The organism is Microbulbifer maximicatervae (SeqCode), assembly GCF_052467695.1.
The window spans coordinates 4750742-4767396 of sequence record NZ_CP174320.1 but is presented as its reverse complement, the minus strand read 5'-3'; the positions used below and the strand labels follow the sequence as shown (position 1 = coordinate 4767396).

Annotated in this window: 24 protein-coding genes; all 24 read left to right on the top strand. The window is 51.5% G+C overall.

What is annotated here, in order from left to right:
- Nucleotides 1–40 precede the first annotated feature (40 nt).
- The 24 genes from ACJJI8_RS20965 (at nt 41) to ACJJI8_RS20850 (ending at nt 16654) form a co-directional block, all read left to right on the top strand.
- Nucleotides 41–397 (top strand): hypothetical protein, encoded by a 357-nt coding sequence (locus ACJJI8_RS20965; protein WP_444933631.1) that lies wholly within the window; start codon nt 41–43, stop codon nt 395–397.
- A 223-nt stretch (nt 398–620) separates the two neighbouring features.
- Nucleotides 621–1028: a D-Ala-D-Ala carboxypeptidase family metallohydrolase gene (locus ACJJI8_RS20960; protein ID WP_444914652.1), complete on the top strand. Its 408-nt coding sequence runs from the start codon at nt 621–623 to the stop codon at nt 1026–1028.
- A complete protein-coding gene (locus tag ACJJI8_RS20955; RefSeq protein ID WP_444933630.1) occupies nt 1016–1534 on the top strand; it encodes a hypothetical protein in 519 nt (172 codons plus the stop codon). Before ACJJI8_RS20960 ends, ACJJI8_RS20955 begins: the two co-directional genes overlap by 13 nt.
- A 16-nt stretch (nt 1535–1550) precedes the next feature.
- Nucleotides 1551–1772, top strand: a complete 222-nt coding sequence (locus ACJJI8_RS20950; RefSeq protein WP_444933629.1) for a holin — start codon at nt 1551–1553, stop codon at nt 1770–1772.
- Nucleotides 1772–2155 carry an HNH endonuclease gene (locus ACJJI8_RS20945; RefSeq protein ID WP_444933628.1) on the top strand — a complete coding sequence of 128 codons (384 nt, stop codon included), beginning with the start codon at nt 1772–1774 and terminating at the stop codon, nt 2153–2155. The genes ACJJI8_RS20950 and ACJJI8_RS20945 overlap by 1 nt, the downstream gene beginning before the upstream one ends.
- A gap of 91 nt (nt 2156–2246) precedes the next feature.
- A complete protein-coding gene (locus tag ACJJI8_RS20940) occupies nt 2247–2690 on the top strand; it encodes a phage terminase small subunit P27 family (RefSeq protein ID WP_444933627.1) in 444 nt (147 codons plus the stop codon).
- A gap of 3 nt (nt 2691–2693) precedes the next feature.
- Nucleotides 2694–4445, top strand: coding sequence for a terminase large subunit (locus ACJJI8_RS20935; protein ID WP_444933626.1), 1752 nt, complete (start codon nt 2694–2696; stop codon nt 4443–4445).
- The gene (locus tag ACJJI8_RS20930) at nt 4445–5674 is read left to right on the top strand and encodes a phage portal protein (RefSeq protein WP_444933625.1); all 1230 of its coding nucleotides are present in this window, start codon (nt 4445–4447) and stop codon (nt 5672–5674) included. Before ACJJI8_RS20935 ends, ACJJI8_RS20930 begins: the two co-directional genes overlap by 1 nt.
- Entirely contained in the window at nt 5664–6332 is a 669-nt protein-coding gene (locus tag ACJJI8_RS20925; protein ID WP_444933624.1) for an HK97 family phage prohead protease, read from the top strand. Before ACJJI8_RS20930 ends, ACJJI8_RS20925 begins: the two co-directional genes overlap by 11 nt.
- A gap of 5 nt (nt 6333–6337) precedes the next feature.
- Nucleotides 6338–7471, top strand: coding sequence for a phage major capsid protein (locus ACJJI8_RS20920; RefSeq protein WP_444933623.1), 1134 nt, complete (start codon nt 6338–6340; stop codon nt 7469–7471).
- Between the two features lie 80 nt (nt 7472–7551).
- Nucleotides 7552–7965: a hypothetical protein gene (locus ACJJI8_RS20915; protein ID WP_444933622.1), complete on the top strand. Its 414-nt coding sequence runs from the start codon at nt 7552–7554 to the stop codon at nt 7963–7965.
- Nucleotides 7962–8273 (top strand): head-tail connector protein, encoded by a 312-nt coding sequence (locus ACJJI8_RS20910; RefSeq protein ID WP_444933621.1) that lies wholly within the window; start codon nt 7962–7964, stop codon nt 8271–8273. The genes ACJJI8_RS20915 and ACJJI8_RS20910 overlap by 4 nt, the downstream gene beginning before the upstream one ends.
- Nucleotides 8258–8596, top strand: coding sequence for a phage head closure protein (locus ACJJI8_RS20905; RefSeq protein ID WP_444933620.1), 339 nt, complete (start codon nt 8258–8260; stop codon nt 8594–8596). The genes ACJJI8_RS20910 and ACJJI8_RS20905 overlap by 16 nt, the downstream gene beginning before the upstream one ends.
- Nucleotides 8597–8605: 9 nt before the next feature.
- On the top strand, nt 8606–9100 hold the full coding sequence (locus ACJJI8_RS20900) for an HK97-gp10 family putative phage morphogenesis protein (protein WP_444933619.1): 495 nt from the start codon (nt 8606–8608) through the stop codon (nt 9098–9100).
- Nucleotides 9100–9471 (top strand): DUF3168 domain-containing protein, encoded by a 372-nt coding sequence (locus tag ACJJI8_RS20895; RefSeq protein WP_444933618.1) that lies wholly within the window; start codon nt 9100–9102, stop codon nt 9469–9471. The genes ACJJI8_RS20900 and ACJJI8_RS20895 overlap by 1 nt, the downstream gene beginning before the upstream one ends.
- Nucleotides 9472–9483: 12 nt before the next feature.
- Complete coding sequence (locus tag ACJJI8_RS20890; RefSeq protein ID WP_444933617.1) at nt 9484–9963, top strand: phage tail tube protein; 480 nt, start codon at nt 9484–9486, stop codon at nt 9961–9963.
- A gap of 10 nt (nt 9964–9973) precedes the next feature.
- Entirely contained in the window at nt 9974–10333 is a 360-nt protein-coding gene (locus tag ACJJI8_RS20885; protein WP_444933616.1) for a phage tail assembly chaperone family protein, TAC, read from the top strand.
- A gap of 20 nt (nt 10334–10353) precedes the next feature.
- Nucleotides 10354–10617, top strand: coding sequence for a phage tail assembly protein T (locus ACJJI8_RS20880; RefSeq protein WP_444933615.1), 264 nt, complete (start codon nt 10354–10356; stop codon nt 10615–10617).
- A gap of 16 nt (nt 10618–10633) precedes the next feature.
- A complete protein-coding gene (locus ACJJI8_RS20875) occupies nt 10634–12904 on the top strand; it encodes a hypothetical protein (RefSeq protein WP_444933614.1) in 2271 nt (756 codons plus the stop codon).
- Nucleotides 12904–13494, top strand: a complete 591-nt coding sequence (locus ACJJI8_RS20870) for a DUF2460 domain-containing protein (protein WP_444933613.1) — start codon at nt 12904–12906, stop codon at nt 13492–13494. The genes ACJJI8_RS20875 and ACJJI8_RS20870 overlap by 1 nt, the downstream gene beginning before the upstream one ends.
- Nucleotides 13491–14426 (top strand): phage/gene transfer agent baseplate hub protein, encoded by a 936-nt coding sequence (locus tag ACJJI8_RS20865; protein WP_444933612.1) that lies wholly within the window; start codon nt 13491–13493, stop codon nt 14424–14426. The genes ACJJI8_RS20870 and ACJJI8_RS20865 overlap by 4 nt, the downstream gene beginning before the upstream one ends.
- A 1-nt stretch (nt 14427) precedes the next feature.
- The gene (locus ACJJI8_RS20860; RefSeq protein ID WP_444933611.1) at nt 14428–14862 is read left to right on the top strand and encodes an NlpC/P60 family protein; all 435 of its coding nucleotides are present in this window, start codon (nt 14428–14430) and stop codon (nt 14860–14862) included.
- Nucleotides 14850–15767 (top strand): hypothetical protein, encoded by a 918-nt coding sequence (locus ACJJI8_RS20855; protein ID WP_444933610.1) that lies wholly within the window; start codon nt 14850–14852, stop codon nt 15765–15767. Before ACJJI8_RS20860 ends, ACJJI8_RS20855 begins: the two co-directional genes overlap by 13 nt.
- Complete coding sequence (locus ACJJI8_RS20850; RefSeq protein ID WP_444933609.1) at nt 15764–16654, top strand: hypothetical protein; 891 nt, start codon at nt 15764–15766, stop codon at nt 16652–16654. Before ACJJI8_RS20855 ends, ACJJI8_RS20850 begins: the two co-directional genes overlap by 4 nt.
- Nucleotide 16655 lies beyond the last annotated feature (1 nt).

Here is a 16655-nt window from a genome sequence, read left to right as displayed (position 1 = left end):
TATCTGTTTGATGGATTAGGTAAAAAAAAGGGGATTTGAAATGATTGATCGAGTGCATCAACGATTTCAGGAGTGGGCAGCGGCGATGGAAGGTGGCAGTGGGTGTGGCCACCTTCTTGGTGCTTTACAGTCCAGTGGCGGGGTTGTGAATAAAAGCGAGGCTGGTTGTATCGTGCCTATCAACTCTGATGTGCGTGAAGTGGAGGAGTTTGTATTGCGGCTGCCTGATGATTTACGTAAAACTGTTTGTTTGTTTTATTTGCCGCCATACCTGACCCATAATCAGGCGGCGAAGAAATTAAAAATTTCATCCAGAACGCTATACCGTCGTGTTGATGGGGTACATGTTTTATTTAATGCAGAAATATATTGCGGGGCTTTGCCGAGAGTTTCTTGAAAAAGGTGTTGACGGCGTGTCAATGAAATGATTGAATTCAGGCACGCTGCAAATAAGTGGCTATCGAAAACCCAGTCCGATTCCCCCATTTTCGGATCGCGCAAAAAACCCGGCTCCCCCAGCTGGGTTTTTTGCGTTTGGGGCTTTCGTTTTTCATTCCTTGTACGATCTTTGACGGCGCTCTTTTGGGCGCCGTTTTTTTTGAATTCCTCGGAGAATTATTGTGCTCTATCAACACTATTCCGAAATACCGGAAGGGGTGTGGCATTGGGACAATTTTTCCCCTGATGAGCCAAACCTGGCTTGTCCTTGCTGTGGTGAGTTTTATTTACACCGTCCGTCGATGGATGCGCTCCAGTTTACTCGTGACGAAATACGGCGTCCGTTAAAGATTAATAGCGGGCATCGGTGTGCATTACATAACGCGAGGGTGGGAGGGGCTGCGTTGTCCCGGCATAAGTTAATTGCATTTGATATTTCGTTATCTGGTCACAATCGTTTTGTTCTCCGTGAGGCTTGCCGTCGTGCGGGCTTCACTGGGTTCGGTTACTACCAAACATTTCTTCACGTCGATATGGGGCGTAGGCGCTATTGGTATGGCGCAGGAGCTAAAAAATTATGGAATGGTTAAGTGATCTTTTAGGTGTGGGCGCTTCAGCGGTATCTGGTGGTTTGTTCGGCTTCCTGGGCTCTATTGCTGGGCAGGTGTCCCGGTATTGGCAGGAAAAGCAGCGGCAGGAGTGGGAGCAAAAGAAGTGGACCCACGAGACAGAGTTGCTTGAGCTTAATATGCGGGCGAAGTCACAAGAGACTGAGGCGGAGTTGGCATTAGCTGCTCAAGCTGGTTCTTGGTCTGGTTTGGAAGCGAGCCATCTTAATGCTGTTGATCATCCCTCTTACCCTTGGGTGGCTGCAATTAAATCCCTATTTAGGCCGCTGATTACTGTGGTTCTTTGGTGTTTAGCTGCCTGGGTTTTTGCTGTGGTGGTTAATGATGTATCTGAATTGCTGTCAGCAGCGGAGCGGCATGAGCTGCTGATGTATATGGTTTATTCCGTGTTCTTTACAGCCTGTACTGCAACGGCTTGGTGGTTTGGTGATCGCGCGTTAACTCCCGCTAATTTCAAAAACAAGTAGTTAGTGAGGTTAAGCGGTGAACACTGTAGCTCAAGAGGCAGCGAGGGAAGCCATGGTTCAGAAGGTCGCCAGTGCAACCACGACGGTTGCTGCAGGTACAGCGGTGGTCGGTGGATATGCAGCGCAGGAGTTATTGGCGGTAGGTGGTTTCTTGATTGCTTTGGGTGGGTTCATTGTTAATTGGTATTACAACCATAAGCGTTTGAAGCTGCAGGAAAGGCAGCAGGATAAATACTGATGCCGATGAAAGCTAAACGGCCATGCCGTAAGTGCAAGCGAGCGCATGGAAATTCTAATGGATATTGTGATGCCCATCAGGATCTAGTCACTAACTGGGGCGAGTATCAGCGTCGCTTAGGTAAGCAGGCAAACCGCAGATATAAGAGTAAAGAGTATTTGCGTAATCGTGAGCTGTGCAAGGTGCAGGCTAAAGGTTTGTGTGAAAGCTGCACTGCCATGGGATTGATCACTGAGGGTAATTGCTGTGACCACATTATCCCGAAGTCACAGGGCGGCACGGATGAGTTGTCGAATCTGCAATGGCTGTGTACCCGTTGTCATGCTCGAAAGACGGCGCAAGAAGGTTGCGGCGCCAGGGGGAGGGGTGGGTCGAATCTCTAAAGGGAAAAAACCCGACACCGCCGCCCTAGGCACGCGTTTATTATCGGTAAATTTTTAGGGGGGGGGTATTAAATCCCTAGGGAGTATCTAAGTGCAAAATGACAATGTGGTTCCATTAAGACCCCCGGAAGAAAATCAGAATCAAAAGCCTCAAGAAGGTGGAGCACTATTTCAGGGGATTGCGTGTGAAGCTCCTCCGTGTCCGGCCTGGCTGAGTAAAGAGGCTAAAAAGCATTATCGTTTTCTGTGTGCTGAGCTGAAGAAGGCTGGACTGATTGCAAAGATCGACCAAGGTGCTTTGGCGATTCTCTGCACCTCGTATGCACGTATGAAAGAAGCTGAAGAAAAGCTGCAAGATCGTGGCACGGAATACCAGAAAACTCCAAGCGGTTACATGCAGTTGGCCCCTGAAGCTGTGCAATGGGAAAGGCATTCAAGCAAATATGAAAAGCTGGCCAAGCAGTTTGGGGTCACAGTTCGTGCGCGACAAAATTTCAAAGTTGAAAACCCGGATCAGGGAGAATTGGAGTTATAGCCTATGCCAGTTTCAAAGCTGGCTGACCCCTCACGAGAATGGCTAGATAGGGCGTACCGATATGCCGAGCAGGTGCGCTCTGGAGAAATACCAGCGTGCAGGTATGTGCGATTAGCAGTTGATCGCTGGTATCGCGACCTGGAGACGGCAGGAGAGCGCGGGCTGATCTTTGATGAGAATGCAGCCGCAAAAGTCTTCCGGTTTACCTATCGATATTGCAAGCACTATCAAGGGGAGTGGGCAGGAACACCAATCATATTGAGTGATTGGCAATGCTTTATTAATGCCAATGTATTCGGGTGGCTGAGGAAGGCAGATGGTAGGCGACGCTTTCGCATGGTCTACGAAGAGATTGCCCGAAAGAATGGCAAGACCACCAAGCTAGCTAGCGTTGGTGGTTATATGGCAGCGGGCGACTCAGAGCCGGGCGCCAAAGTTTATTGCGCCGCAACAAAGCGAGATCAAGCAAAAGAGGTTTTCGACTCTATCGGCATGATGGCCGCTCAGGATCGTGTATTGCGTAAAACAATGACCACGCTGAGAAATGTCATTCGATGCAATACGCGGAATTCTCCAAACTCGCAAGTGGAACTTCTGGCAGCTGACTACAACAGTATGGATGGCTTCAACGTCCATGCTGGCATTATTGATGAGGTTCACGCTCACCGTGATTCAGGTGTATGGGATGTGCTCGAGTCCGGCAGGGGCGCGCGTCGGCAGCCCCTTATGTGGGGTATTACCACAGCCGGGAAAAATAAAAATAGCTTCTGCTATGAACTGCGTGGCTATGCCATCAAGGTGCTGGAGGGCACCGTTGAGGATGATGCTTTCTTTGGGATCATCTACACGCTGGATGATGATGACGATTGGAAAGATCCCTCGGTTTGGATCAAAGCAAATCCAAATCTAGGAATCTCAGTATCCCTGGAGGATATGCAGGACCAGTGCCGAAAAGCACAGGAAATGCCCACGGCAAAAATTGAGTTTCAAACCAAGCGCTTAAATATCTGGGTTTATGGTGAATCGACCTGGATGAATATGGAGCGCTGGAACAAGTGCCGGGATGAATCGCTAAATGATTTAGCTTGCTGGACTGAAGGTGAAGAATCTGAGTTTGACGGCATGGCCTGCCATGGCGGGTTAGATCTAGCCTCGGTGGAAGACTTAACAGCGCTAACTCTTGATTTCAAAGATTCAAAGGGGAAGCACACATTTATATCGAGGGCATATTTGCCCGAAGCAGCTTTCCAAAATCGAATAGATAAAGGGGGGCAGCTTCAGCAGGTCTATCAGCGTTTAAAAGACCATGGCTGCTTGGTTATTACACCTGGTGATGCTTGTGATTACAGCTATATCAAGCAGGATATATTGGCCGCGTGTGAGCGCTTTGATGTAAAAGAAATTGCCTTTGACCGCTTTAATAGTTCTCAGTTGGTAAGCGATCTTATTGAGAAAGGTGTTCCCATGGTTCAGGTTGGCCAGGGTACGGGCTCAATTTCTGCTCCGATGAAAGAACTTCTGCGCCTGGTGCTGACTGATTCAGTTCGACATAACAATCCAGCGCTTTCTTTTGCAATGTCCAACGTTGTGGCTGTAACTAACGCAGCCGGAGACATCAAATTCGATAAGTCCAAAGTATCCGAAAAAATAGATCCAGCAGTTGCTGCAATTATGGCGCTGAGTCGGCAAATGGTGCAGGAGCCTGAAACCGATCTGGATGACTTCCTTAACGATCCAATTAATGTAGGCCACTAATGAGTATATGGAGACGGTTCAGTTTCTGGGGCCGTTCGGCCACAACTCAACAGGAAGGGCAGCAATCATCATCACCAGATACGCGAAATGTTGAAAGTGTAAAGACGGTTACTGAAGACACAGCGCTTCAAATATCTGCGGTCTGGGCGTGCGTCAGGCTCCTTACTGAAACCCTCGCAAGCATACCGCTGCATATTTATAGGGTTGATGGTGATGAGCGTGAGGAAGATAGCCGGCACAACTTGGCCAGGCTATTGAAGCGCAAGCCCAATGCCAGGATGACTAAGGTTGTTTGGTTCGAAACCATGCAGCTCAATTTAGTTTTACATGGTAACTGCTACGCGGTCATAGATCGCGATTCTAAAGGTCAGGCTATCAGCCTTTGGCCACTGCCAGCTCAGCAGGTAGATGTGGAAACACTGCCTGATGGTTCCGTGGTTTATCACTATTACGAGGGTAATGATGTCGCCGTCTTCGCAGAAGAAAATATTTTGCATGTTCGGTTGTTTGGCAATGGCACTATTGGCCTTTCACCACTCGAATATGCTCGAAACTCAATTGGTCTTGCCACAGGATCTGAAGAATTCAGCAGCAAGTTTTTCTGCAACGGCGGCAAGCCGGGCGGTGTACTGACTATTGATCAGGTACTCAAAGACGATCAGCGAAAAAAAGTGAGAGAAAATTTTAGTGCTCTCACTCAGGGCTCAGAAAACGCACACAGATTGATGGTGCTTGAGGCTGGCATGAAATATCAGCAGGTCCAGCTCAAACCTGAAGATATGCAAATGTTGGAAACTCGGCGTTTTCAAATGCGTGACATCGCCCGCTTCTTTGGTGTCCCCTCAATTTTGATTAATGACCAAGAAGGTACAACTACCTGGGGCACGGGAGTTGAACAAATAATGCTGGGTTTTTATCAGCTCAATCTTCGCCCGTATCTCTCACGCTGGGAAGAAGCGCTAAGGGAAAAGCTGCTCCCCACCTCGGATCGACGTAAGTACCAGATCGAATTCGCCTTTGAAGGACTCCTCAGGGCTGACAGCAAAGGCCGTGCGGAATACTCCTCACAAATGGTTAATAACGGCTTAATGACTCGGAATGAAGCTAGGAAAAAAGAAAACCTACCAGCTTTACCGGGTGGTGACATGCTCACAGTACAAAGCGCCTTATCCCCCTTAGAACAACTTGGCCAGCAAACAGATAACTCTGGAGACTCAGATGGAACGTAAAGCACTTAGTTTTGAAGAGTGTGAAATTAAGTTTGCTAACGGCAAGCCCAGCCAGTTCACGGGATACGCTAGCAAATTTGGGAATGTTGATAGTGACGGGGATGTCGTTGTCGCGGGTGCCTTTGATCAGGTTATTGAAACCGGCGTAAAGCCAAAAATGTTTTTTAACCACAATCACTATGCAGTTCCGATAGGAAAATATTCTCACCTCGAAACCGATGAAGTTGGCTTGATTGCTCACGGTGAATTCACCAGTGGGATCAGCATGGCAAAGGATGTTCAGGCCGCTATGCAGGACGGCACTGTCGATGGCCTTAGCTGGGGTGGTCTCGTATCTCATGATGATACTGAGTGGCAGGGAGACGGTACACGCTTAATCAAAGTAGTCAGCACATTGCGGGAAATTTCAGTAGTGACCTATCCCGCTAATGATGAAGCACGTGTGGACCTGGGAACTTTCAAAAGCGCACTTCACCAGTGCGAAACAATCAGAGATTTTGAGCGTTTCCTGCGGGAGGCAGGAAGCTTTTCAAAAAGCTTGGCAGAAGCAACTACCAAGAGAGCCAAGGTTTTGTTTGCGGGGGAGCCGCGTGGCGAAGCCGGGGTTGATGAAATCAATCAGATGTTAAACCGCATATCAGCAAAACTGGAAGGTTAATCACTATGCCTGAATCAATCGAAAAGTCTCTGCAAAATTTTGACAAAAAGCTGGATGACTTTATTAAGTCCTCAAATGAGGAGGCGACAACTAATGCCAGGCTTGGCCGTGAGAATAAATCCAAGCTTGAAAGCCTGAATAGTGAGGCAGAAGAGCTTCGCGAGAAGGTATCAGAGATCGAACAGAAAATGGCTTCCCGCTCTACTGATACCCCGGAATATCAGACTATGGGGCAGGAGCTAACCAAGTCGGCAGACTATGAAGGCTTTGTTGGTGGCAAGGCCAGCAAAATGACCTATGAAGCAAAAAATACCTTGCTGGGAACTGGTGATACGGTCGCGCCAGATCGTCAATCAACAATTATCTCTGGTGCAAGTCGAACTTTGCGCGTAACTAGCACTATGCCAAATCTGCCGACTTCGAGTAATGCCGTAGAGTACACGAGAGAGAATGTTGTAACTCTTAATGCCGCTGAGGTAGCTGAAGGTGGTGCCTTGCCGGAAACCTCTATCACCTATGAATTGATAAGCGCACCGGTTCGATCTGTGGGGCACTGGATTAAGTTGTCCAAAGAAGTTATTGAAGATGCTCCTGCGTTAGCTGCACATGTGGACAGTCGCTTGATTTATGGCGCGCAACTGCGTTTGGATTATCAGGTACTGAACGGAGATGGCACAGGCAATAACTTGGGTGGCCTAGCGCTTTCTGGTCATCATACGGTCTTTACTCCTACGGCTGATGAAAAGGCTATAGCAAGTGTTCGTCGTGCTATGGGGCAAGTTGAAAACTCTGAATACATGCCCTCTGCGGTTTATATGAATAGTTCGGATGTGGTTGCCCTCGACTTGGAAACTGGTGGTGATGAGCACTACCTGGCCGGCAACCCGCGCCTTGTAGTATCGGCTTCTGTGTGGGGGCTCCCGGTAGTTAAAACCAACGCTGTGGCATCGGGCAAGTTCTTTGTAGGTGCTTTTGATTTAGCAACGGCAATCAATATGCGTAAAGGTGTAGCTGTCGAAATGTCAGAGTCTGATGATGATAACTTTACTAAAAATCTTGTAACCGTTAGGGCGACGCTACGCGCGGCTCTATCTAATTACCGACCGGCAGCAGTTGCCTATGGGTCTTTGACCGCATAAACCAAAAACTGGATTGAGTTAAAGCAATTGAAAGCGGGGCAATTTGTCCCGTTTTTTTATTTAGCGTAGGAGAAAAGGCCATGGAAAAAATTCGTGTAAAAGTAACTAAGAGCTTCATCTCTCCTGTATATGGTGAGGTAAAAGAAGGTGAGCGGGAGTTCAGCCGAGCTTTTGCCCAGCAGCTGATAGATGCGAAAGCAGCCGTAAAAGTTGGCCCTTCTGGTGACGAGAATGACTCGAAGCAGCAAGCCGACGATATTACAGTCCTAGAAGGCAAGCTCACAATTTCCGAAGAGCAGAATAGCCAGCTGGTTGAGCAACTGGCTGAGCGGGATCAGCAGATCAAAACGATAACCGATCTTGCCGAACAGCTGGAAAGTAAAGTCGCTGCCTTGGAAGAAGTATTGGCTGAGTTGGACATGCCGGACGATGAAAGCGTGCAAAGTCAGCAGCCTCAATTCCTAGAAGATCCGGCCCCGGAGAATTCCCAGTGATCTTTTCCCTGGATTTAATTAGGAAACAACTGCGCGACCCTCCCGAGGAGGAGGATACCTATCTGCAATCCCTGGGCTTGGCTGCAGAGCAAGCATTTAATAACTACACCGGGCGCACCCTTTACTCAGCTGATGCCGACCTCACAGAAGCTGAGGAAAACGCCATTGCAGTCACTGAGGAAATTGAGCTGGGTGCTGCGGTGTTGGTGGCTTGGCTTTATGAAAACCGCGATGGTGATGTAGGCGGCGATCGGCTGCCGGTTCCCACGCGCCTGCTTTGGAACCCTCACCGATGGCTAAACGTGTAAATAAGCTCGGGCGCCTGCGCTACCGGGTGACCCTGCAGAAACTCACTAAGACGCGCAATAACGAGTCCGGTGACTTCGAAGATACCTGGGTGGATATCGATACGGTCTGGGCCAGCTTCGACGCTCTGAGCGCAAAAGAGTATATCCAGTCCAGTGCAGAAACTTCTGAATTGGTCGGGCAAATGGAAATCCATAAGCGCTCCGATGTGGATACCGAGTGCCGTGTTTTATGGGATGGCAACGCCTATGAAATCAGCGGAATCCTGCCGATTCCAGAACGTGGCCGCCTGCGCTTAATGGTTAATCAGGGCGTAAGAGTTTAGGGGGCAGCCATGGATGTGAAATTTGATCTTCACGGTATGGATGAGGTGATTGCTGGATTGCAGGGGCTTGAAAAAGACGTAAAGAAAAAAGCCGCTCGGTTTGCGTTGCGCAAAGCGGCAATGCTGGTTTTAAACGATGCTGTGGCCAATGCTAAAAAAGTAGATGATCCCACCAGCGTATCGGTGATCAGTGAAAACATCGCGCTCAGATTTGATAACCGGCATTTCAAAAGAACTGGAGAGCTGAAGTTCCGTATCGGGGTTATGGGTGGAGCTAAGGTTGAGCTTGATAAGGAGGAAAAACAAACCTTTCAAGATCTGCCTGGCCGTGGCACACAGCACTGGCGCCTGCTGGAATTCGGCACCGAAAATATGCCCGCGCAGCCGATTATGCGCCCGGCACTCTCAAACAATATCGACAATGCCACCTCAGAGTTTGCCCGTGAATTAGATAAGTGGCTGCAACGCTATGCGCGGCGTATGGCAAAGGCGGGGAAAAAATAGTGTTGGATCTTCCAGTTTTCCGCTTGGCTCTGGCCAGTAGCGAAGTAACCAATTTGTTGGGTTCCGGGGGCGACTGCCGTGTATACCCCTTTGGCGAAGCTCCTAAAGATGTGGCGCACCCCTATGCGGTTTATCAACTGATTGGCGGGCAGCCGCAGAATTATTTAGCCGGTTCGCCTGATGCCGACAGTGCCCAGGTGCAGATTGATGTTTATGGCAGCAGCCCTTCAGCGGTACGCGCTGCGGTAAAAGCACTTGCGCAGGCTGTAGAGAGCGGTGGCTATATCACACGCTGGGGCGCAAGAAGCCGCGACCCTAAAACCCGTAATTATCGTATCGGCTTTGATGCGGAATTTCTGATTAAACGCTAACGGAGAAAACCTATGTCCCAATTGGCTCAGGGCACCAATATCTATTTTATCGACCCGGCAGGTTCTGGTGATACCGTGAAGGTGATCACCGGGGTAACCTCATTTAATCCCGGCGGCAGTCCCGCCGACCAGCTGGATGACACTTCCCTGGAAGACCTGGATAAGAAGTTCAAGCGCGGACTGCGTACACCGGGGCAGGCATCGGTAGGGCTCAAAATAAACCCGCAGAACGCGGTGCATAAGCGCCTGCATGAACTGTCCCAGGATGACACGGTGGATAGTATTAAGTGGGCGGTGGGCTGGAGTGATGGCACTGAAGCACCCACCGTAACCACCGGCGAGTGGACACTGCCCACCACGCGCACTTGGTTCACCTTTGAAGGCTATGTGGCTGACTTCCCTTTTGATTTTCAGCTGAACACCTTGGTCAGTGGTGAAATGTCGATCCAGCGCAGCGGCGGTTCTGCCTGGACGCCCAAAAATATAACGTAAGGGGTAACCCATGGAATTATCGATTGAAGCCTTGCAGCAGCAGGGCAGCTTTTCCGGTGCGCCGGTTAAGCGTTCCATTACCTGGAAGCATGGCGATGAGGAGATCAAGGCGACGGTTTATATTCGCCGCCTCTCTTACTACAGCGCCGTCAATGATGTGGCGGCGTTGCGCGGTGAGGGCGATGTGATTGCCGGGCGGATTGCCGCCTGTGTTGTCGATGCCGAGGGCAAGCCGGTATTTACTGCGAAGGATATTACCGGCGAGGCAGATCCAGATCGCGGCCCGCTCAACGCGGATTTAACCCAGGCATTACTGCTGGAAATTGGTGCGGTCAATAATCTGGGAAAGGCGAAAAGCTCAGCGAGCTAGAGGAACTCTGGCACGAGCTGGTGCTAAACGGCATTGGCGGTTGCACCATCGAAGAGGCCCAGCGGCGGCTGAGCTATCAAGAAGTACAAAGCTGGGCGAAATATCGTGAGCTGCGCGGCTCCCTGCACCCGGGAATGCGTATTGAACGATCATCGGCACTCCTCGCCACCCTCTACGCCAATGCCCATCGCGGCAAAGGCGCCCCCGCAAAAATCACAGACTTTATGCCCCATGAGAAGGAGCCGGAAATCTCGCTAGAACAAGCGATGAAGACCTGGCACTAAGGGGCGGTGGATCGCTATGGCAAATAAAAACCTGGGTACATTAACGCTGGACCTGATCGCCAAAGTAGGAGGATTTCAAAAGGGGCTGGATAAAGCTGAGCGCGGCACTGACAAGTGGAAACAGCAAGTTAAGAAAAATGTCGCTGCCGTTGGCAAGTCGTTTGCTGCGGTTACTGCCGCCTCGGCTGGCGCACTAGCGGTAATGACCTCGCGGGTGATTGAGCAATCTGCTGAGATTGAAAACCTGTCTGCGGTGGCCAACACCAGCACCTTGGAATTCCAGCGCATGTCCTACGCTGCTCAACGCTACGGCGTTGAGCAGGATAAGGTTGCAGATATCCTCAAGGATACCTCGGATAAGGTCGGTGACTTCCTGCAGACCGGCGCCGGTCCGATGGCGGACTTCTTTGAAAATATCGCCCCGCAAGTGGGCGTCACTGCGGAGGAGTTTCGCCATTTATCGGGCCGTGATGCGCTGGGGCTTTATGTCAGTAGCCTGGAAAAAGCCAATTTATCCCAGAGCGAAATGACCTTCTATATGGAGGCCATTGCCAGTGATGCCACCTTGTTGCTGCCGCTGCTGCGCAACAACGGCAAGGAACTTGGCCGGCTGGGGGATGAGGCCGAGGATGTGGGCGCGGTGCTGTCGGACCTGGATCTGCAGCAGTTGGGTGAGGTGCGTGAGGATCTGGATAAACTCAAGGGCGCGCTTGATGGATTCGAAAAGGAAGTTGTAAAAGGCGCACTGCCGGCGATCAAGGATTTCACAGAGTTAATTGCAGACCCCAAAACCAGAGATGCCTTCGCATCACTAACCACGGCAATTATTAAAGTGGGATCTGCTGCGGCTTCTGCGGTGGTGGAGCTGGTGGAGTTCACTCAGGAAGTCGGTAAATCCGTGGCCCGTATGACGCACGGCGAACCGGAAGTTATGAAGCTGGAGCGTTCGCTGAAACAGCTGAGCACAACGATTGATAGCGGTGTGATCGGTGATGGCAAACTGCTCACGGGTATTCGCCTGGCTACCGGGGAATATATTCATCAGGGTACTTCTGTCGATGACTTGCGGGAAAAGCTCGCGGAGTTACAAAAGCAGCGGGATGATTTCTTTGGGACTAGCACACCCACGAAAACCAATGCTAAAACCCAATCAGAGATCACCATCGAGGGGCCGTTGCTCGGCGATGATTTCCATCAAGCGCTTGCTGAAGCAGAGAAAGAATTAAAACTACAGGCAGCCATCGGCGATCCCTGGGAAACCTTCTCGGATGTATTGGGGGATATCGAAGGCGAACTGGAAAAAGAGGCGGAACAACGCGAGCGAATGCTGCGCGCGCAGCAGGCTTTTAATTCACTGGTTTCAGACCTGCAAACCGATGAAGAGCGCAATCTGGATTTATTGCGCGAGCGCCTGGATATTCTCGAAGCGGTAAAAGATATCACCGATGAACAGCGCCAGCAGACCCTGGGCCGTATCGCCGACGCCGCCACTGAAGATTCCCCTGCACTCGGCGGCCTCGATAGTGGTTCCGATATCGAATCCGCGCGCACCGAGTTGGAAGACTGGTATTCCACTCAGCTCGATATGCTGGAGCAATTCCGCAGCGAACGCGCCGACCTCAATGCCACCTGGGATGAGGAAGAGCTGGCCATTCGCCAGCAGTATGAAGAAAAGCTCACCGAAATTACCCAGGCTAATGAAGACCTGCGCCGACAGCAGCAGCTGGAAGGCTACAACCTGTTGATGTCGGTGGCCTCGGAATATTACTCCGGTATGGAGGGCGAAGAGGCAGCCTATATGCGCGCAGCGCTCGCCATCGGCAGTACCCTGCTGGATGAGAAAAAGCGCAACGCCCTGCAGAGCATTATTGCCAATACCCAGGATGCTGCCATGGGCGCCTATAACGCGATGGCTTCTATTCCCTATGTTGGCCCGGTATTGGGTGCAGCGGCAGCCGGTGCGGTGTATGTCACCGGCGGCCTGGCTGCGGCAAAGCTTACCGGTATGGCACACGACGGCCTTGATGCGGTACCTGAAACTGGCACCTGGCTGCTGGAAAAAGGCGAGCGGGTAACCACCTCAGAAACCAGTGCAAAACTGGATCGCACCCTGGCGATGATTCAAGCGGATATGCACAGCGGTGGCCGTGGTGGCAGCTCGGGTGGAGCTGCACCCTTCACCCAGAATATTAGCGTTTCCGGCAAGTTGGATAATCGCACTACAAAACAATTAGCTCGCGAGAGTACACGCCAGCAACGTATTAACCGCAGGAGGCTCGGCTCTTAATGTTTAATGAAAGTCGATTGCTGGAGCGTGTGGCCTATGGCTCCGAATATGGCCACCGTTACAAAACGGATATTCGTGAATTACGCAACGGGGTAGAGCGCCGCAATGCGGAGTGGGAGCGCCCGCTGGGCCAGTACTCGGTCATATTTAAAAACCTGGATTATGAAGATCACCAGATAGTGATCGCCGCGCACCACGCCTGTGCCGGTGCCCTGGTAGGATTTCGCTTTAAAGACGCCAGTGATTTTTTTGCAGACGGTGAGGTGATCGGTTACGGCAGCGGCAGTACAGAAACTTACCAGCTGGTAAAAAGCTATGTGTTCGGATCGCTGTCTTATCAGCGTGAAATTGTTAAACCGGTCACCGGCACGGTAAAAATCTTTGTCGATGGCCAAGAGGTGGCCGCTGCGATTGATTACACCACCGGCCAAGTGGAACTCAGCGCGACTGCCGGTGCAGAAATTACCTGGCAAGGTGAGTTCGATGTGCCGGTGCGCTTTGAGGATGATGTCAGCTTTAGTATTGAAAATCGCCATAGGGGCCAACCGGTGTGTAGTGGGAGTGTCGAGCTGCTGGAGATTCGCCTGTGAGATACATTCCCAGCGCACTGCAAGCCCACTACGACAGCGGCGTCACTACCACTTGCCGCCTATTAAAAATCACCCTCACCGATGGCCGCGCATTTGGTGCCACTACGTTAGACCGCAATGTCGAATACAACGGAATTACCTATTACGCCCAGAACGGCTTCGACCCCAGCGTAATTGCCAGTGACACGTCTTTTGATGTGGACAATGCCGAGGGCTATTCCCTGTACTCCACCGACGTGCCCGGCATTACCGTCGAGATGGCTGAGCGCGGTGAGCTGGATAATGCTGAGTGGGTGATGTACGAGGTCAATTACCGCGACTTATCCATGGGCGCTATTGAGCTGGACGGCGGTGATATTGGCGAAGTAAAGACGGTTCGCAATACGGTATTTATTCCCGAACTGCTGAGTTACATGATGCGGCTGCGCCAGTCTGTCGGCCATGTGGATTCCGTCACCTGCCGGGCCATATTCGGCACCGATGCCAATTCGCAAACCGGTTGCGGCGTAAATGCAGATGCGCTGTGGCAATCGGCCACGGTCACCGCCGTTAATAGTGACGAACCCAAAGTCACCTATCTGGTGGATGATATTGCCACGCTTTCCACGGCCGCCAACCGCTGGCGGGTGCGCTGGAAATCCGGTGATAACGTCTCCTCGCGCCTCTATCAGATCGAGGCCGTGGATACCGCCACCGGCCAGATCACCCAGATCGAACCCCTGCCATTTGCCGTGCAACCCGGCGATGAGCTGGAAATTCGCGAAGACTGCGACGGACAATTTTCTACCTGTAAATACCACGGCAACTGGCTGGATTTTAAAGGCGAGAATCTAATCCCTATCGGCCAAGCCTCAGACACGCCCGGCGCTAATGTTTCCGGCAGTGCCGGCGGCGGCAGTACCTGGCCCGGAACCAATATCCAATCGGTGTGATATGAACCCACAAAGACAAGCGACACTGGCTTACGCGCGGGGCCTGGTGGCTAAAGGTGTGCGCTGGCGTCACCGGGGCCGCACAGACTGGGCGGTAGATTGCGTGGGTATGATCGTGCTCAGCCTGCGCGCTGCCGGTGTCGATATCGAAGATGAAAAGCACTACGGCCGCGAACCCTGGAAAGACGGCCTGCGGCAAAAAATGCAGCGGCGTTTTGGTAATCCCATAGCGGAACCCCTATGGCAACCGGGGGATATTGCAGTATTTAAATCGCCGCAAAAATCCGACCCGAGTCACGTGGGTTTTTTAGGGGATTACCCCCACGGTGGATTCTCTCTAATCCATGCCCACGCCGACCAAGATTGCCGCGAGCATATTTTAGATAAGCGCTGGCGCCGCCTGCTGGTGGAGGTCTACTCACCATGGGTAACTTAATTTTTGGTACCACCACGATTGAAGGCCGCACCTTTGACGATATCAAAGTGCAGACCTCCAAGGCCGGCGTACCGCGCCCGATTATTTTCGGCAAGGTGCTGCCGGTCATTGGCAATATTATCGCCACCACCGCGCCGAAAATTGTTAAGAAAAAAGAAAAACAAAAATCCGGCAAGGGTGGCGGCTCGACAGAAGTTGTCAACGAGGAGGTTTACCGCACCTACGCGATAAGAATTTGTGAGGGGCCTATCACCGGTATCTCTCGCGTCTGGCGCAACAACGAATTGGTGTACGACCGGGATAGTACCGACAGTACCCAGATAGTAAATAACTACGCGTTTCTGCAAATTGCGGAGTTCTTCCTGGGTGACTGGGATCAGATGCCCAGCTCAGTGATGCAAGCCGCCTTTGGGGTTGGTGAGGTACACGCCTATCGCGGCACCTGTTACATGGTGATCGATAACGAAAACCTCACCAGTACCGGCGGTGCGATTCCGCAGTATGCATTTGAAGTGGAGCGGGCTGAGGGTTACACGCTGACCAGTCGGCCCTATGCGCTGGAAGGCAGTGACAGTTTTACGGCGGGATACAGCCGATTTGATGCCCAGGCTATGGGCGCAACCGTTGAGGCCATGGCCCCCAGCTATAGCGGCTTTTTCGCTGAGCTGCGCGCGGTAAGAAAAGACAGCGGCGAATATCAAGAGGCCCTGGCCCCGGCCTATAGCGGGCTCAGTTTTGAATTAAAAACCCTAGCCCGTAACTACGCCGAAAACCCCGAGAGTATGGCCCCGGCCTACAGCGGATTTAGTTTTGAATTAAAAACCGTTGCCCGCTTTTACAGTGAAGACCCTGAATCAATTATCCCGGCCTATGCCGGGTTTAGTGCCGAATTGGAGAGCGTATGACCCCCAATATTCCCATTGCATTTGCCGGTCGCTTTAAAGTGGAGAAGCGCCGGCCCGGCGGCAAGCTGGTATCAGCGGCAGGCTGGCAAAATAATCTGATTTTAGATAACGGCCTGGAGATGTTCGGCACCCTCACATCGGGCAGTATTCTGTCCTACTGCCAAGTGGGTTCTGGTACTGCTACGCCGTCCGTGAATGACACAACCCTGACTGGCTATCTGGCCACGTCGACAGATCTCGACCAAACAGAGGGATATACCACAACGCCAGGGGATCGCTATTTATGGGTGCGACGAGTGTATGAGTTCAGCGCGGGAACGGCCACAGGTAATATCTCCGAGTTTGGTATTTCTCCAAACACTTCCGGCAACCTATTTTCCCGCGCCTTAATCAAAGATGAGCAGGGCAATCCCACCACGGTATCGATTCAGGCGGATGAAATTTTGGTAGTGACTTATGAGCTGCGCATGTATAAACCGGAGGTCGATGTGGTGGGCTCCAGTAATGGGTATAGCTATACCGCCCGCGCCGCCTATGTGGACGCGCCCAGCGAATGGGCTATGCCAACGGGTGAACTGGTATTCCCGGAGCAAAATTTCTCCTCTTACGCCTACTCTGGAGGCATCGGTAGTATCACCAATATCCCCGGGGGCGATGATTCTGAAGAGGCAACCAGAACGAATATTTTTACCGATGACTATGTGCCGGGTTCCCACCAGCGCAGCGGCGGGGTGGTGTTTGAGATCAGTGAGGCCAATTTCGATATTCGGTCATTTAAGTTCGATTTTGGCACTATGTCCTTTCAGGTGGAAATAGACCCGCCTATCTCAAAAACCAGCGATCAGGAATTGACTGTCAGGCACACGGTTAGTTGGGGCCGGGTCTGAG

What these genes read in the sequence shown, in the direction of transcription:
- ACJJI8_RS20860 (WP_444933611.1), top strand. Translation starts at nt 14,428, where the DNA reads ATGAACCCACAAAGACAAGCGACACTGGCTTACGCGCGGGGCCTGGTG.
- ACJJI8_RS20870 (WP_444933613.1), top strand. Translation starts at nt 12,904, where the DNA reads ATGTTTAATGAAAGTCGATTGCTGGAGCGTGTGGCCTATGGCTCCGAA.
- ACJJI8_RS20930 (WP_444933625.1), top strand. Translation starts at nt 4,445, where the DNA reads ATGAGTATATGGAGACGGTTCAGTTTCTGGGGCCGTTCGGCCACAACT.
- ACJJI8_RS20925 (WP_444933624.1), top strand. Translation starts at nt 5,664, where the DNA reads ATGGAACGTAAAGCACTTAGTTTTGAAGAGTGTGAAATTAAGTTTGCT.
- ACJJI8_RS20885 (WP_444933616.1), top strand. Translation starts at nt 9,974, where the DNA reads ATGGAATTATCGATTGAAGCCTTGCAGCAGCAGGGCAGCTTTTCCGGT.
- ACJJI8_RS20935 (WP_444933626.1), top strand. Translation starts at nt 2,694, where the DNA reads ATGCCAGTTTCAAAGCTGGCTGACCCCTCACGAGAATGGCTAGATAGG.
- ACJJI8_RS20875 (WP_444933614.1), top strand. Translation starts at nt 10,634, where the DNA reads ATGGCAAATAAAAACCTGGGTACATTAACGCTGGACCTGATCGCCAAA.
- ACJJI8_RS20900 (WP_444933619.1), top strand. Translation starts at nt 8,606, where the DNA reads ATGGATGTGAAATTTGATCTTCACGGTATGGATGAGGTGATTGCTGGA.
- ACJJI8_RS20905 (WP_444933620.1), top strand. Translation starts at nt 8,258, where the DNA reads ATGGCTAAACGTGTAAATAAGCTCGGGCGCCTGCGCTACCGGGTGACC.
- ACJJI8_RS20855 (WP_444933610.1), top strand. Translation starts at nt 14,850, where the DNA reads ATGGGTAACTTAATTTTTGGTACCACCACGATTGAAGGCCGCACCTTT.
- ACJJI8_RS20920 (WP_444933623.1), top strand. Translation starts at nt 6,338, where the DNA reads ATGCCTGAATCAATCGAAAAGTCTCTGCAAAATTTTGACAAAAAGCTG.
- ACJJI8_RS20945 (WP_444933628.1), top strand. Translation starts at nt 1,772, where the DNA reads ATGCCGATGAAAGCTAAACGGCCATGCCGTAAGTGCAAGCGAGCGCAT.
- ACJJI8_RS20915 (WP_444933622.1), top strand. Translation starts at nt 7,552, where the DNA reads ATGGAAAAAATTCGTGTAAAAGTAACTAAGAGCTTCATCTCTCCTGTA.
- ACJJI8_RS20850 (WP_444933609.1), top strand. Translation starts at nt 15,764, where the DNA reads ATGACCCCCAATATTCCCATTGCATTTGCCGGTCGCTTTAAAGTGGAG.
- ACJJI8_RS20955 (WP_444933630.1), top strand. Translation starts at nt 1,016, where the DNA reads ATGGAATGGTTAAGTGATCTTTTAGGTGTGGGCGCTTCAGCGGTATCT.
- ACJJI8_RS20890 (WP_444933617.1), top strand. Translation starts at nt 9,484, where the DNA reads ATGTCCCAATTGGCTCAGGGCACCAATATCTATTTTATCGACCCGGCA.
- ACJJI8_RS20965 (WP_444933631.1), top strand. Translation starts at nt 41, where the DNA reads ATGATTGATCGAGTGCATCAACGATTTCAGGAGTGGGCAGCGGCGATG.